8 protein-coding genes are annotated in these 17,554 nt (G+C 36.3%); 2 read left to right on the top strand and 6 right to left on the bottom strand.

Going from position 1 to position 17,554, the window contains the following annotated elements; genetic code table 11:
* Positions 1 to 339: 339 nt before the first annotated feature.
* The 6 genes from G3A47_RS22355 to G3A47_RS22330 form a co-directional block, all read right to left on the bottom strand.
* Entirely contained in the window at positions 340 to 3,438 is a 3,099-nt protein-coding gene (locus tag G3A47_RS22355) for an efflux RND transporter permease subunit (protein ID WP_166926462.1), read from the bottom strand.
* 179 nt (positions 3,439 to 3,617) lie between these two features.
* Positions 3,618 to 4,703, bottom strand: coding sequence for an efflux RND transporter periplasmic adaptor subunit (locus G3A47_RS22350; protein ID WP_166926461.1), 1,086 nt, complete (start codon positions 4,701 to 4,703; stop codon positions 3,618 to 3,620).
* An 11-nt stretch (positions 4,704 to 4,714) separates the two neighbouring features.
* A complete protein-coding gene (locus G3A47_RS22345) occupies positions 4,715 to 5,962 on the bottom strand; it encodes a TolC family protein (RefSeq protein ID WP_166926460.1) in 1,248 nt (415 codons plus the stop codon).
* Between the two features lie 84 nt (positions 5,963 to 6,046).
* Positions 6,047 to 7,408, bottom strand: a complete 1,362-nt coding sequence (locus G3A47_RS22340) for a sensor histidine kinase (protein ID WP_166926458.1) — start codon at positions 7,406 to 7,408, stop codon at positions 6,047 to 6,049.
* Positions 7,405 to 8,085, bottom strand: coding sequence for a response regulator transcription factor (locus tag G3A47_RS22335; protein WP_166926457.1), 681 nt, complete (start codon positions 8,083 to 8,085; stop codon positions 7,405 to 7,407). The genes G3A47_RS22340 and G3A47_RS22335 overlap by 4 nt, the downstream gene beginning before the upstream one ends.
* Positions 8,086 to 8,205: 120 nt before the next feature.
* Entirely contained in the window at positions 8,206 to 9,294 is a 1,089-nt protein-coding gene (locus G3A47_RS22330; protein WP_166926455.1) for a M42 family metallopeptidase, read from the bottom strand.
* Between the two features lie 81 nt (positions 9,295 to 9,375).
* Between G3A47_RS22330 and G3A47_RS22325 the strand changes: the two genes are divergently transcribed.
* A complete protein-coding gene (locus G3A47_RS22325) occupies positions 9,376 to 10,059 on the top strand; it encodes a DUF4294 domain-containing protein (protein ID WP_166926453.1) in 684 nt (227 codons plus the stop codon).
* A gap of 313 nt (positions 10,060 to 10,372) precedes the next feature.
* Positions 10,373 to 17,272 (top strand): S8 family serine peptidase, encoded by a 6,900-nt coding sequence (locus G3A47_RS22320; RefSeq protein ID WP_166926451.1) that lies wholly within the window; start codon positions 10,373 to 10,375, stop codon positions 17,270 to 17,272.
* Positions 17,273 to 17,554: the final 282 nt, after the last annotated feature.

Here is a 17,554-nt window from a genome sequence, read left to right as displayed (position 1 = left end):
TCGCTCTAAAGTGGAATCCTGACTATTATTTCTCATCGTAACAAAATTTATTAAAATTAAATTTTGTTACCGAAATAAGTAACCTTTACAATTTCGACGTAAGGAGAAATCGCATTAGTAATTCGACAGAGAAAGACGTCAATCTTTAATCGAATCACTAATGCGATTTCTGTTTGTTTAAAAAGAACAAAATAAGTTTCATCTGTCAATCCGAAGAATGAGGAATCACATTAGAAGTTCCTTACAGTTTGTTGCTAATCGTTGTCGAGTTACTGGTGTGATTTCTCCTTGCGTCGAAATGACAAATAAGCAGCTCTGTCATTATTGACAAACAACCGTTTATTCAATCGGAATGCGTTTTTTTCGATTGAAGACCCAGAAAATAATAGGGAATACCAATAAGGTTAAAATCGTGGCGGTAATCAAGCCTCCAATAATTACAATGGCTAATGGTTTTTGGGATTCGGAGCCAATTCCCGTAGAAATTGCGGCCGGCATTAAACCTATTGAGGCCATAAGTGCTGTCATGACAACGGCTCTGGTTCTTGCTTTTACCCCCATAAAAATAGACTCCTCAAGAGTAAATTTAGCCTTTAGATTATGATGGAATTCAGATATCAGAATAACACCATTCTGAATACAAATTCCAAGCAAAGCAATAAAACCAACCCCTGCTGATATTCCGAAGTTCATACCTGTAAGATGCAAAGCAATAATACCACCGATTATAGCAAACGGAACATTGGCTAAAACAAGTAATGAATCTTTAATATTTCCAAAAAGGATAAACAACAAGACAAAAATCCCGATTAGACTGATGGGTACAACTTGCGCCAAACGGGCACTGGCACGTACCTGGTTTTCAAATTCTCCGGTCCAGCCTGTAGTATAACCTGGCGGTAGTTTCATTTTGTCTACCTTTTTTTGTGCTTCGGCAATAGTGCTTCCTAGATCGCGATCACGAACAGAGAATTTAACCCCAATAAAACGTTTGGTATTGTCTCTGTAAATGAAAGCCGGACCTGTAATGGTTTTGATTTCAGATATTTCTTTTAAAGGTATTTTAATGCCACTAATTGTTGGGACTTTAATTTCTTCCAAATCCTTTTCGTCTTTTCTGTATTCTTTAGAAAAACGAACTCTGACATCAAACTTTTTCTCCTCTTCATATTTCTCTGTGGCGGTTTTTCCTCCAAAAGCAAGTTCAAGTACGGCTTGTGCATCGCTTAGCGTAACACCATAAGCAGCCATTTTTTCTCTGTCCAGAATGACACTAATTTCAGGTTGCCCAACATTTCTAAGAATTCCGGCATCTTTTATACCGGGAATGTTTTTAATTTGAGCTAACACTTCATTGGCCAATTCATCCAGTTTATTAAGATCATCACCATATATTTTTACGGCATTGGAGGCTTTAAATCCTGCAACAGATTCGGCAACATTATCAATAACGGGCTGCGAATAATTATAGGTGATTCCCTGATGAATTTTTAGTTTTTCGTCCATTTGATTGATCAGATCGTCCATTGTTATTTTTCGTGTCCATTCTGATTTTGGTTTTAGGTCAACCTGAAGCTGGATAAACCCAAATCCGTTTGGATCGGTTCCGTCGTTGCTTCTTCCGGTTTGGGAGAGCACTTTTTTTACTTCAGGGAAACTTTCCAGATCTTTTCGGATTATTGAGGCTGTTTTTACACTTTCGGGAAGAGAAGTACTCATTGGTAATTCTGCTGTTACCCATAAAGCACCTTCGTTTAATTGCGGCAAGAATTCTGTTCCAAGAAAAGTAGCCGAAAAGAAAACTGTTGCCAGTAAAGCTATTGAAGCGATTAATGTTTTTGCTTTGTGTTTGAATGTCCAGGCAAAACCTTTGCCTACAATTCTGTCCCAAAAGTTTACAAACGGATTGTGCTTTTCTTTTACATTTTTATTTAATAGAATATGAGATAATACCGGTACCAATGTCAACGTAAAAATTAAGGCTCCCATTAAAGCAAATCCTAAGGTATAGGCTAGGGGAGAGAACATTTTTCCTTCGACTTTCTGAAAGGAGAAAATTGGTAATAAAGCGGTAATAATAATAAGTTTAGAAAAGAAGATGGCTTTACCCATTTCTGTTCCGGTTCTTTTAATCAGACTGCCTTTTGCAATTTTATTAAAGGCGGTCATTCCTAATTGATGGGCCCTGCGGTCCAGCACAACAAATAATCCTTCCACCATTACTACGGCACCGTCAATGATAATTCCAAAATCGACTGCTCCGAGGCTTAGTAAGTTGGCGCTCATTCCCATCATTTTAAGGCATAAAAAGGCAAATAATAGTGACAGCGGAATAACGATAGAAACGGTAAAGGTAGTCCTCCAATCGGCCATGAAAAGAAACACGACACAAGTGACCAGAATGATTCCTTCAAATAAATTGTGCATCACCGTTTCGGTGGTAAAGTTCATCAAATTATCACGATCATAGAACGTTTCTAAGGTAATGTCTTTTGGCAGGATATTGTCGTTGAGATCCTTTATTTTGGCTTTAATGAGCGCAAGTGTTTCCTGCGGATTTTCGCCTTTACGCATGACAATAATTCCTTCAACAGCATCATCATCTTTACCGATACCGGTTTGTCCAACTCTTGGCATCGAATTTTCATTAACAGCTGCCAGATTTTTAACTAAAATTGGGTTTCCGCCCGCATCGTCGACAATAATATTTTCAATGTCCGGAATAGATTTTAATAAACCTACGCCACGAACCACAAATGCTTGTCCGTTTTTTTCGATAACATCACCACCCACATTTAAGTTTCCTGCATTAACTGCATTATAAACTTGTAGTGGCGTAATGTTATACTTAGCTAATTTTATAGGGTCTACGGCTACTTCGTAAGTTTTAGTTTGTCCACCAAACACATTGAGATCGGCAACACCCGGAAGCGAGCGAAGTTGTTTGTCTATTACCCAGTTTTGGTAGGTTAACAATTCTCTGCTGTCTCTGCTTTTACTTCTTATAATATATCTGAAAATTTCCCCTGTCGGACCGTAAGGAGGCTGAACATCCGGCTCAACATCATCGGGTAAGGATACATTTTTAAGCAGATTATTGACCTGAAAACGTGCGAAAGTATCATCGACACCATCATCAAAAATAATTTTGATAACCGATAAACCAAACATGGTAATACTGCGAACACTGGTCTTTTTTTGTACCGAGTTCATCGAAATCTCGATAGGGGAAGTAACAAAACGTTCTACTTCCTCCGCGCTTTTTCCATTCCATTGTGTGATGATAATGATCTGTGTATTGGTTACATCAGGAAAAGCATCAATAGGCATGGTTTTAAAGGAAATAAATCCCGCAACGGCCAGTAGTCCCACCCAAAAGAAGGTAAATGCTTTGTTCTTTAAAGAGAAAGCAATAATGTTTTTTATGAATTTGTTCATTTTAAAAAGTATTTTTAATGATGAAGTTTATGTTTTTCACCCCGTCCGATTGCCTGAGACAAGTCTTGACCTTCAGATATTTCCGGATTAATGGTTGCCACTGCTCTTTCCCAAAGTGGTACATATAAATGTAATGTTGATGCCAAGGGTAGTGCTTTATCTTCAATTTTACCATTTGGCTAATTGTTTAAGGCACTGTACAGGAACAATTGGTTGTTGGTGATTACTTTCTCGTTTTCTTTTAGCCCCTTTGAAATATAAGTTACATCACCAACTACCCGGTACACATTAACTTTTCGGGTCTCAATATTGTTTCGATCTTTAAAAATCACTACAAAGTTTTTACTTTTATCAAAAACAATAGCTTTACTTGGTATGGCTATCATAGATTCGTTTTCATCAAAGGATAATTTGATGTTGGCATTCATATCCGGTTTTAGCATGTACCCGGGATTGTTTAGTTTTACACGTGCCTGCATTGCTTTTGTTTGCGGATCGATGACATTATAGATTTTATCTACTTTTCCTTCAAAAACTTTATCGGGATAACTGAGAGTAGTTATGGCAGCTGCGGTACCCAGCTTTACTTTATTGATATCAATTTCGTTGATATTGGCCATTGCCCAGACTTCACTGATTTCGGCTATGTCAAAAATGTTCTCGGAACGATCATTTCTTAAGAGCATATTCTGATTGATGCTTTTTTGAATAATGAAACCACTTATTGGTGCTGTTACTTCGTAAATAGAACCGGCTTTAATATTATAAATTTTGTAGGTTTCCTGAATTTTACTGACCTGTGATTGTGCTTTGTTTACTTCTGATTTTGCCTGTAAGACATCACTTTCCGAGTTTAATTTGCCGTCAAATAATTCCTGAGCGACTTTCAGACCGTTTTTGGCAACCAATAAATCGTTTTTGGCATCGATAGATTGTTTTTCGAAATCGGCAATATCCGTACTTTTTATGGTTGCTAAAACCTGTCCCTTAGTGACATAATCTCCAAGTTCAACATTCACTTTTAATACACTTCCGCCAACAAGGGGGTAAACGTCAATCATTTTGTTGTTGTCGGCAGTAATTTTGCCATAAAAACTCAACACGTTTTTTACGGGTTGTATTTGTGCTGGTGCCGTCGTGGTTGTTTTTAGCATTTCATCACTTAATACAAAAGAAGTATTAGTGTCAGGATTTTCTACTTCCTTTTTACAGCCGGTTATGGATAGACTTACAATCGCAATTCCTATAATTAGTTTATGTTTCATTTTTTTATGTTTTAGAATAAGTCTTTATTGATTGTACTATTTAGTTCTTCCCCGGATAGGGCTACCTTTTTCTTTATTTCGTTTACCTGTATGGTTGCTTGATTGTAACTTTCCATAAAATCGGTAAATTCTAAAATACTGATATTTCGTTTTTGAAAATTGACCAGAATTCCATTGTAAACAGCATCAAAATCAGCATTTACTGTCGGTTTTATCACACTGTAATTTTTACGTGACTCGTCCCACTTTGTCCAGGCCGATGTGATTTCGGTTCGCAATTGCAGTTCAAAATTTTGCTTGTCAATTTTAGATTGTTCGAGTATCGTTTGGGCGTATTTGATATTTCCTTTGTTTTTGTTCCATAGCGGTAGCGGAATCCCAATAGTCAGGTTGCTTTCTTTGTTAAAAGCACCACTGCGCTGATCGTAGTTTGCCCCCAGAGTAATGTCAGGAATAGCAAGTGATTTTTGCCATTTTACATTTAGTTCATTGGCATCAATCTCTTTTTGCTTGGCTAAGTAATCGGGTCGATTGGCAATAGCATCGGTTTCAAATTTCTTAAGATCGAAGTCAATTGTTTTAAGGTATTTTTCAAATTCTCCTTTAGAAACTACAGGGATTACATTTTCAGTCTCATTTAATAATAATTTTAGATTGGCTTGTTCTTCAATGTTATCATTAACCGTTTGCATTCTTTCATTTTTAAAATTCAGAAAGAGGGATTGCAAGCGTACAACATCTTTTAAAGGAATATTTCCTTTTTGCGCCTGTATCGAATAAGAATTAATCAAATCTTCCAGATGTACCACTTGTTTGTCTGTAGTTTCGAGATTTTTGGTGTTGTAATAGACCGTATAAAAGCTTTTTCGCAATTGTAGTTTTAGCGTTCTCAGCAGGTCATTAAATTGTAGTTCTGCCAATTGCTCATTGGTTTTGGCTAATTTTACTTCGTTGCGTTTTTTTCCGCCTAAATAAATAAGTTGTTCAATTGCAAACGCTTTTTGTCCTTCTTTTCCAATATCAAAATACTGATTTCGCTCCGGGTTATAAGCATTCAATTCGGCCGAGAGAGTGGGATTGTCCCAAATTCGGGCTTGGATGGTCAGGGCTTTTGAAGCATCAATATTGTATTGAGAGGCCAGTAACAAAAGATTCTTTTTTAAAAATTGTGCCTCACAGTCCTGTAGAGTGACTGTTTTTTGAGCCGTTGCAGCCTGACTAAGTATTGCGAATAGGAGTAGTGCAAATAACTTTTTCATTGTATCATTTTTAGTTTGTACAAATATGCTATCGACAGACTTTAAGACGCCTTAAAATCTACCTTAAAAATAGCTTAAAATTACTTACAAATGAAAAATTAACTGAAATAAATTCGTGTTAATATTTGATACTGAGTAGGTTATATTGGCTTTGTGCAATGCTAGTATTCGTTGAACAATTCGCAATCCGAGACCAAATCCGACTGTTCCTTTTGAATTTTGTCCACGCATAAAGGGCTGAAAAAGATTTTCCTGCTCTTCTTCGCTTAAAGTACTTCCGGTATTAGAAACAGAGAGTAGTAGATGCTCATCGTTTGCGCTTATTGTAACTTTTGCCTGTTTGTTATCAGAATAAACGCAGGCATTTTTCAGCACATTGCTTAAGGCAATCTCGAGTAGGTTTTTGTTTCCTCTTATCTCTAAAGCAGTGTCCAGATTTTCATTTTCTTCAATTTCGAACAGAATTACAAAATCGGGAAAACTTTTGTTTAGATTTTCAATAGCCGAAAAAAGGATCTCATCCATGCGATGTACTTCCTGATTTTCGCCTCTGTTACTGTCTACTTTTGATAAAATCAATAAGGAGTTAATTAACTCAGTCAATTGATTTACGTCGGACAGTATAGTTCTTAAAAAAGATTTGTTCGGGGCACTTGTTTGAGGATCGGCAACTGCATTTTCGATCTGCGAAGTGATTCTGGACAGCGGAGTTCTGAGCTCATGTGAGGCATTAGCAGTAAATTCTTTCTGCTTTTGATAGGAGATTTCAATCCTGTCCATCATAAAATTAAATTCATTAGCAATCAAATCAATTTCATTTTTATTGCTTTTGGACTCAATTCGGGTATCGAGATTGTTCTCGTTTATATTCTTTATTTTTTGATGAAAAGAATTCAGAGGATTCATCAGTTTTCTTACGGTGAAAGAAGTGATAATCCAACACAGACTGGTAAAAAACAGGTAAGATGCAATTAAAGTATAGCGCAGGAAAAGTAATTTCTTTTTTCCATAATTATCAGTTGCCGAGATTAATGCATAAAAATCATGATAGTTTGTATCATAAAAAACGCCGTACACTTCGTAATCTCCCTGTTGTTTGAAGAACGTTTTATTCTTTTTTAAATATTTAAGATCATCAACAGACCATTTTATTTTGGCATCGTCGATACTGCTGTAGATTAGTTTGTAGTTAGAATCAAAAACCAGTGTTTTTTCATCGTATAATTTATTGATGGAGTTCTGATCAATGATTTTAAGTAGTTGATTGTCAATTTGTTTAACATTTACTAAAAGCTTAATGTTAGACAGAGCCTTAATTTCTAATCGATCCCGAAATTCTTCTTTTCTGTAATTCGAATATAAAATGAATATCACAGTCGAAGCTAACCCAAAAAGGATTGTAAACAGCAAACTGACTAAGAGTGATATTCGATTTTTTAATGTCATTCCTGATCACTTAAATAGTATCCGTAACCAATTTTGGTACGAATGAGTTTTATTTCATGGTCCTTATCAATTTTTTTCCTCAAAAAATTAATATAAACTTCTATAGTATTCTGATTGGTTTCGATGTGATAGTCCCAAAGTTTTTCGGCAATAAATTGTTTAGACAGTATTTTGCCTCTGGCATGAGCCAAAATTAGGATGAGCTTAAATTCTTTTGGAGTTAGTTTTATTTCTTCGCCTGAGCGAAATACTTTCATTTCGTCCTCGTGAATTTCTAAATCTTTAATGAGAATCTTTTTTTCCGTTTGCTGCGGAATGTCTTTTCGTCTTAAAAGAGAAGATATACGGGCGTATAATTCTTCAAAGTGAAAAGGTTTTACTAAGTAGTCATCTGCGCCATTATCAAAAGAAGCCAGTTTGTCTTCAATTTCACTAAAAGCAGTGAGCATAATTATTGGCGTTTTTTTGTCGACTTCGCGAATGGCTTTACAAACGTCAATTCCGGTTGTTCCGGGAACATTAATATCCAGAATTATTAAATCATAAACATTGGGAAGGTACTTCTTTACTAATAAAGTACCGTCATAATAAGGAAAACACTCGAATTCTTTGGACGTAAAGAATGTTGAGATTTCTTTAGATAAAGTAAAATCATCTTCGAGTAGTAAAATTTTCATGTTTTTTCAGAATAGTTAACCTATTGGGGGCGATTCTTTTTAAGAACTACACCCAATAGGTTTATAGTTAACTCGGTTATTCCATGTTGGCATCGGATAACTGAACCAATGTTTTATTTTTTATTTGAAATAAGAAAATGTTTCGTTGTTTTCAATTTTCAATAAAGATTCATAGATCAACTGAATCACATTTTCAACATCTTCTCTGTGTACCATTTCTACAGTGGTATGCATATAACGCAAAGGTAGTGAAATCAAAGCTGATGCTACACCACCATTACTGTACGCAAAAGCATCGGTATCTGTTCCCGTCGCTCTTGAAGAGGCATGACGCTGAAATGGAATTTTGTTTTCCTCAGCGGTATCTACGATTAACTCACGTAACTTGTTTTGTACGGCAGGCGCATAAGCAATAACAGGACCTTTCCCCATTTTTAGATCTCCTTCAACTTTTTTGTCGATCATAGGAGTGGTAGTGTCGTGGCAAACATCTGTAACGATGGCTACATTTGGTTTAATCGTTTGTGTAATCATTTCAGCACCACGAAGACCAATTTCTTCCTGAACTGAATTTACAATGTACAATCCAAAAGGAAGTGTTTTTTTGTTCTCATGAAGCAAACGAGCTACTTCGGCAATCATAAAACCACCCATTCTGTTGTCTATGGCACGACAAACAAATTTGTTTTCGTTTAGAATCATAAATTCATCCGGGTACGTAATTACACAACCTACATGAACTCCCATTGCTTCAACCTGTTCTTTGGTTTCGCAGCCTAAATCAATAAAAATATTACTGATTTTTGGAGTTTCTTCCTTGTCACGTAATCGGGTATGAATAGCCGGCCATCCGAAAACACCTTTTACAATTCCTTTTTTAGTGTGAATGTGAACTCTTTTTGAAGGAGCGATCAGATGATCTGAACCACCATTTCTTATCACATAGAGTAATCCGTCATCTGTAATATAGTTTACATACCAGGAGATTTCGTCAGCATGTCCTTCAATAACTACTTTAAAAGGAGCATCCGGATTGATAACACCAACCGCTGTACCATAAGTATCCGTAATAAAGGTGTCTACATAAGGTTTTAGATAATCCATCCAAAGTTTTTGGCCTTCGCTTTCGTAACCGGTAGGAGAGGCATTATTAAGGTAGCTTTCAAGAAAAGCTATAGAGGTATCTTTTAAGATAGATTTTGTGCTCATAAAAATATTTTTGCGCTAATTTATAAATTTGGTATTAGAGTTGTATATAAATATATAATTTTACATTTAAATTATGACTCCATGAGATTTACCTACTGCATTTTATTTTTTATACTGATTACGTTTAAAAGTCAGGCCCAGGTTACCCCTAAAGAAAACCAGGAAATGGGTTACATATTGACCGAACAGGACTCTATCTTAAACGATACAATCCAATTACCGGAGATTATAATTTCTAAAGAGAAGCTCGACCCCGAAGCTCAGAAACAATTTCTTATTCTGCAAAACAGAGTTTACAAAACATATCCCTATGCCAAAATAACGGCTGACAGGCTCACTGCTTTGAATCAGGGAATGGCACGTTTAAAAACAAATCGCGAAAAAAAGAAATACTTCAAAATCGTTGAGGATTACCTTAATAATGAATTTGAAGACAGACTTAAAAAACTTTCCAGAAAACAAGGACAAATACTTGTAAAACTGGTACACCGCCAAACCGGAATCACAACATATGATCTCATTAAGACCTTAAAAAGTGGTTTCAAAGCCTTCGTGTCCAACACAACAGCTAATTTATTTGATATCAGTTTGAAGAAAGAGTACAAACCCTATGAAGTAAATGAGGATTATCTGATCGAAACCATACTTGTCAGAGCATTTGAATCGGGCAGATTAATCAACCAAAAGCCCGCACAGCCGGTTGATTATGATGATCTGAGTAATCATTGGCAGGAAAAAGCAAAAGAGCTAAAGGCGTCAAAATAAATAAAGACATAATTTTCTAAAAAGACTTATCGGATTGTAATCCGGTAAGTCTTTTTTTTTGATTTAACTATTGGTATTAAAGTATAACATAAGTATGTTTTTTTTGAAGAATTTGAAAGAATGTGATTTTAACAACCGGGGAGGTATTTCTATTGGGAGCTCCGATTAATATTGGTGTTCTGTTTATTATTTAAGTTTTGTATTACTTTTTTATATAATATTTAAGAAATTTCGTATCATAATTATTTGTGTTTTGGGTATATTTTGTTAGGTTTACTTTTTATTAACTATTAATTAACCAAAAAATTCTCCTATGGCAAAAAAACTACTTAGCCTTATTATGCTGTTTTTTGCGATTTCGATGTGGTCGCAACAAGAGCCTCCCAATGATTTTTCTGTTTTAATAAACGGAAACAGAATACCCACCTCTGCCAATTTTAAAGAACAGGTTAGAGAATTTAAAAAGAGTACAAGCAAACAAAGTCCAAAAACAGAGTATACTTTGCTGCAATTTACCAAAATGCCATCGGTAAAAGAGCAACAAAAGCTAAAAGAACAGGGAGTAACATTGCTTAGTTATTTGTCTAATAACGCTTATTACGCTGCGGTTAATTGGGACCATTATAATAAAGGAGCTATTTCCAGTACTATTAGAACTGTAGTTACTATAGATCCAAAATATAAAATAGATCCAATGATTGTCAATGGCGCTATTCCTGACTATGCTTTAGAAGGCAGTACAAGTATTAAGGTTGTAGTAAGTTATTTTAAAGGAGTTGATAGCAAAGTCATTTCACAAAATCTAACTGGTTTATTTGTGAAAAGCAGTAAGATAGATGAATCTTTTAATGAAGTTTATTTGGAAGCTTCAAAAGACAAACTCGAGGAAATTGCAAAATTAAACTGGGTTCAGAATATTGAACTTGTGGCTGCTCCTGTTGAAGGGGATAACAAACCGGGTGTGACTTCGCATAAAGTAAATATTTTGGGTTCTACTATACCGGGCTTAGGCTACGGACTGACAGGAAAAGGAGTTAAAATGGGGATCTGGGATGGAAATCTCGAGAAACATAAAGATCATACCGGCAGAGTTACGGTGAGAGAATACGAATCGAATTCGTCTCACGGAGCTCACGTTTCCGGTACTGTTGGCGGCGCCGGTTTAATAGACCCGAGAGCCAGAGGTATGGCTCCTGAGGTACAAATGTTTGGTTGGAATTTCAATACACAATCAAATGGCTTGAGTGTTCAGCAAGAGAGGGTAAAAGCGGTAACCGAAGATGGAATTGAAATTACATCCAATTCTTATGGATCTAATCTTACTTCGGGATATAATGTGAGAAGATACGATAACGCTGATCGTGGCGATGACAATGTTACGGTTACTTTTCCGTATCTTTTAAATGTGTATTCTAATGGAAATGCACAGTCGGTATATCCGGGTGGTTTTAATACTTCTACTAAAAACTCAAAAAATTCCTTGCATGTCGCTGCAAACAATCCGGATGATTTGATCAGTAGCTATAGTAGTTTTGGACCAACGATCGATGGTCGTTTGGTGCCGCAAATTGCCGCAGTTGGTTCAGATGTATATTCGTTAGATTATAGTAACTCCTATCAGTCCATGAGCGGAACTTCTATGGCTACGCCTGGAACCAGTGGTACATTGGCTTTGCTTTACGAAAGATATAAAAATATTTATGGAGTAAAACCATTGGCTTCTTTAATGAAAGCTTTGGTTGCAAATACGGCTAAAGATGCCGGTAATCCGGGCCCTGATTATAAATATGGGTTTGGAAATCTAAATGGGGTCAGAGCAATTAATGTTTTAGATAAAAGAATGTTTTACACTGCTGCTGTAGCAGGTGGAGGAGTTTATGAAAAACAAATTGTGGTGCCAGCCGGATTGGTTTCTTTAAAAGTAATGCTCGCTTACTCAGATGTAGCGGGAACACCCGGTTCGACTTCTGTTCAGGTAAATGATCTGGATATTAAAATTGTAAAAGACGGTACTACCATATTGCCTTGGGTTTTAAATCCGACGACTCCAAATGCAAATGCAACAAGAGGAGTAGATACAATGAATAATATCGAACAAGTAACTTTAGACAATCCTGCTGCGGGAACCTATAAAATTATTGTCACAGGAACCAGAGTTCCTCTTGACAGTCAGGAATTTTCGGTAGTATACGATTATGTGGCTCCGGAGCTAAGTTTAACTTATCCAATTGGTAGAGAGAAGTTCAATCCGGAAACGACAGAATATATTCGTTGGGACTATGAAGGAGAAGCAAAAACGTTCACTATAGAATACTCGGTTGATGGCGGAATAAATTATGCAGTAATAGCAAAAGATATTCCTGCTGCCGCAAGAAACTTTGCATGGAAAGTACCTGCAGGAGTAGCTACAAATGCCAAAATAAGAATTAGTATAGGCACAAAAGTAGCTACTTCAAAGGAGGTATTTAACATTATTGCAGAGCCAAAAAATGTAGTAATTGCCCCGGCTGTCTGTGGTACTTCTTCGTATAAAATGGATTGGGATCCAATTCCGGGAGCAAAATACGAAGTCTTAAAAATGAACGGATATAAGTTTGATGTGGTAGCGACCGTTACAGATCCAACTTATACTTTTAATAATCTTACGGTCAGTGAAGACAACTGGTTTTCTGTTCGCACGATTGATATTGCTACAGGAATTACTTCTGAAAGGGTTAGAGCGATAAATGTAGATCCGGTTTCTCAGCCGGTTTTAACAGCAGCTAGTTTGCCATTTTTAGAAGATTTCAACGAAAGAAGAGCGACTAATTATGTGCTTTCTAAAGGAACTACCGGGATTATAAAATACGAATATGTAAATGCTAAGCTATTAGACGGTGTAAAAATGGCAGGTTCCGGGACTGCATCTTCAGCACCATGGGTAGCAAGTACTACTGCTAATGCTTTTGCAAATAATCCAAACTATATAAAAAGAGTGTCTTTTTGTGATGTAGATGCTACAGCGCTTACAGGAAAAGTTATTCGTATGAAGTTTAATTTAATCTGGACCAGTGTTGGCGCAGCGAATAAAAACTTTTTTAGAGTTTTGGTTAATGGAACTCCTGTAAACAGTCATGAAAATATTGATGTTTACGGAGGGGCTACTTTATCAGGAAATACAGAAGTAACATATGATCTGTCAGCTTATGCGGGAACAAACTTTAGTGTTGCTCTTGAAGCTGTTATAGATAATGATGCCATTGTAGTAGGTAATGACCTCGTATATAGTTCTGTTTTTGTGGATAATGTAAATCTTTTTGAAGCAACAACTACTGATTTGGAGCTGACTTCATTAACAACTAACACAGCACTAACTAATGCGGAGACTGTGACGATGAAAGTTTCTAATAATTCTCCTGTTGCTGTAAGCAATGTTCCGGTTTCGTATAAAATTAATGAAGGAGCTGAAGTTAGTGAAATTATTCCGGGACCTATTGCACCACTAAGCAGTGTGATTTATAATTTTGTTCAGAAAGCAGATTATGCTGTTCCGGGTGTTTATAAAGTAGTTGGTAATGTAAATTATGCGGGTGATGCGGTTATTGAAAACAATACCATTACCAAAACGATTTACAATAGCGGAACAGATATTTTAATGGGATCAGCCGCTTCTGTGACGACATGTTCGGCAGTATTTACGGATAATGCAACACGTTTTGTGAATTATGGTAATAACCTTTCACAAACCATAACTTTTAAACCTGCCACAGCCGGTAACAGTATTAAAGTAGACTTTAGTGCTTTTGATGTTGAAGAAGAATACGATTATTTGTATGTCTATAATGGCCCTTCTGTTGCTGCTGCTTCATTAATTGGGACTTTTACAGGAAGTACTTTGCCTTCATCATTAACATCTACGGCCGCTGGCGGAGAGTTAACCTTTAGATTTACTTCAGATTCCAATACAAACGGACCGGGTTGGATTGCAGACATTAGTTGTGTAGCAAAACCAAACGTAAATGATGCCAGTGTAGCTTCTATAGTTACGCCGGAAATATTAGGAAAAAAGACAAGTACTAATGATGTGACAATTAGAGTCACTAATTTAGGCCCAACAGCTTTAACAAATCATCCGGTATACTATCAGGTAAACGGTGGCGCAAAAGTTACAGATGTAGTACCAACTATAGGAGCTTATGCTACCGTAAGTTTTACTTTTGCCACCAAAGCAGATTTATCTAATGTTGGAGCCACTTACCTAATAAAAAGTGGTGTCGATATAACAGACGATAATGCTGCTAATGATGTAAAAGAAAAAACGGTTTACAATAAAAATGAACTGCCTGTTCATGACAATACCAATGGATATGCAATTTCGAAGTTGAAATGGAATGATGTTGTAAATGTGTCAGGAACGACCGCATATTCTGATTTTAAGAATATAAAAATTCCGGTATATCCCGGATTTACTTACCAGCCGGAAGTTTCAATTACAAAAACAGAAACACCAATTACAAGAGATCTGTCGGCTACAGCCGTTGGTGTATTCACTATGATGGTCATTGATTTGAATGGTGATGGTAATCTGACTGATGAATTTTATGCAGGTAATTTTTGGGTGAATACAACACCTACATCTGCCGCGCCGGCAATTCCATCTACAGCTAATACGCATTATTTTAGAAATAATTTTTCATTAGCGGGAGGTTTAACAATTCCTGCGGGAACAACAGGCGGTGAAAAGTTAATGCGTGTTATACATATGTTCCGTTCTCCGAATGAGTATTTTAATGTGAATCTCGGACCAACTATTGACGGTTTAACAAGTTCAAGAGGAGATTTTGAGGTAGAAGAATATACAGTTAATGTATTACCGTTTACTGCTGCAGATGCCAGTGTAGAAAGGATTACAGCACCCGTAAAATCAGGTAATAAGCCTGTTACGATAACTGCTGTGATACGTAATTTCTCTACTGCGGCAATTAGTAATTTCCCGATTGCTTACAAAGTTAATGGCGGAAATGAAGTAGTTCAGAATGTCACAACATCTATTGCTCCCGCGGGAACAGCTACTTTTACATTTACTACTAAGGCTGACTTAGGTACGCCTGCAGATTACACTATTGAAGTATACACTAAATTGGCCGGTGATACAGACATCACAAACGATTCGAAATCAATTTTGCTTACACATGCAGCAAATTATGCCTCAAATGTAGTAGGTACTTTTGATGGAGTTGATGATTTCATTAAAACTGATATTACCCCAGCCTTAGATCTTACTAATAATTACACCTTCGAAGCGTGGGTTAATCAGAAGAAACCATCAACTTTTGGTAGAATTTTAGACAAGAGCAGAGCCTTGGTTTTTATTCATAATAGTAATAATCTAACGCTTTACAAAGAAAATAGCTTGGTGGTGTCTATTACAACTACGTCCGGATCCTATGTAATAAATACAGCAGCAAATTCGATTAAACAAAATATTTGGCAGCATATTGCTTATACGGTGAGTGCTTCTAATGTTTACACAGTTTACATTGACGGAGTTTCGGTTCCTTTCACGAGCACCGGTACTGCCGGAGCGGCAACTACAAATGCTACATTGCCTGCTTATATTGGTAATAATGCTACTTTAACACGTGGTTTAAATGGTAATATAGATGAAGTTCGTATTTGGTCAGGTGTTCGTGATCAGGCAACAATTGCCAACAATACAATGACAAAATATATAGGTAATGAGGCCGGATTAGCAGGGTATTACTCTTTTTCAGAAGGAGACAAACAGTTTGTTCATGATTCTTCTGCTAATGACAATACGGCTGTAGTGACAAATGCTGATTCAAATGGTTTAGGAGAAGGGAAATTTTGGAACATTCCAACGCTGTTACAAAAGGTAGATTTTGTAAATCAGCTTTCATCCTCTTATGATGCAGCAACCAAAACATATACGGTATTATTGAATAATGGAGCCGATATAACTGCCGCAGTTGCGAATTGGCCATTAGGAATGAATAGTATCGCGAAAATAAACGGAATAACACAAGTAAATGGAGTTACAGCAAATGACTATACAAATCCACTTACTCTTACGGTAGAAGGAGTTGGTTTTAATACAGGAATTTCAGAAACCTATACTGTTAAGGTGATGGCAGGTTTAAGGACAGAAAGTAAATTAATCTCATATAATTTTACAACTGCATCAAATCCTGTTCTGCTATCAGATATTAATACAGATGTAGAAGGAAACAATGTTACTAAAACGGTAACATTTGGAACTGATATTACAAATTTAAAGGCTGATTTTGTTGTTTCTCCGGGAGCAGAACTTTATATAGACGGAGTTAAACAATTAAACTCTAAAACAATTGTATCCGATTATTCAAACAGTTTTTTGGTTACGGTTGTTTCAGAGAATAAACTTTCTCAGACCAATTATTCGGTTACATTAAATGCGAAAAATTCAGAAGCCAATCTTCTTGCATATGCTGTAGCAAATCAGGTAGGAGTAAGTGTCATAGATCAGGTTTCTAAAACAGTAAAAGTTTTGGTTAATAATAATGCTGATTTGACGACATTAGTTCCGGTTTTTCAGGTATCTGATTTTAGCACATTACGAATTGGAACCTATTTTCAGGATAGCGGAGTTACTACATTAAACTATATTTCACCTGTTACTTATAATGTATTGGCCCAAAATGGAGATATTGTAAATTGGACGATAATAATAGAAAGAGCCGCGCCAACAATAACGCTTTTAGGAGATGCGGTAGTTTCTATTGATAAAGGATGTGTTTTTACCGATGCAGGTTATAGTGCAAAAGATAATTTAGGTGTTGATATTACAGCAGGAGTTATAGTTTCGGGTTCTGTTGATGTAAATACACCAGGGCGATATATTCGTAAATATACAGCTAAAGATGCATTGCAGAACGAAACTTCTGTAACTCGAACTATAAATGTATCAAGCACAACATGTAGTTTAGGAGTGGAAAACAATACAATAGAAGGATTTGTTATTTACCCTAATCCTGTAAAAGACGGAAAAGTACACATACAGACCAGTTCAGGTAGTTCTAAAAATATCAGAATATCTGATATGTCCGGAAAAAAGGTATTTAGCATACAAACTGGAGATAAAGAATTAAATGTTTCCGGTTTACCATCGGGAGTTTATATTATTAAGGTAGAACAAGACGGGAAAACCGCAACACAAAAATTAATTATCAAATAAACCTATATATACCCCCACAACCCGACAGATTTTTAAAACCTGTCGGGTTTGTTGTATATAATAAGGTGTGCCATAAAGTAATTAAAAAAAACTATTGTCAGTCTGAGCGTAGCCGAAGACCCTGCGCAAGAGCAATCGCTTCAGCGAAATCACTAAAAGCAAGAAAAACCCTAAAACCAACAAAACCCCAAACCTCATAAAAACGCGACTATCAACACATTAAGAAAACCCCAAAAAAAAGATTGAAAAAACATTGAAAAAAAGCTTGCGAATGCGAATAAA

This window comes from Flavobacterium poyangense (assembly GCF_011751075.1).
GTDB classification, from domain to species: Bacteria; Bacteroidota; Bacteroidia; order Flavobacteriales; family Flavobacteriaceae; genus Flavobacterium; species Flavobacterium poyangense.
This window is presented reverse-complemented; position numbering and strand designations above follow the sequence as displayed.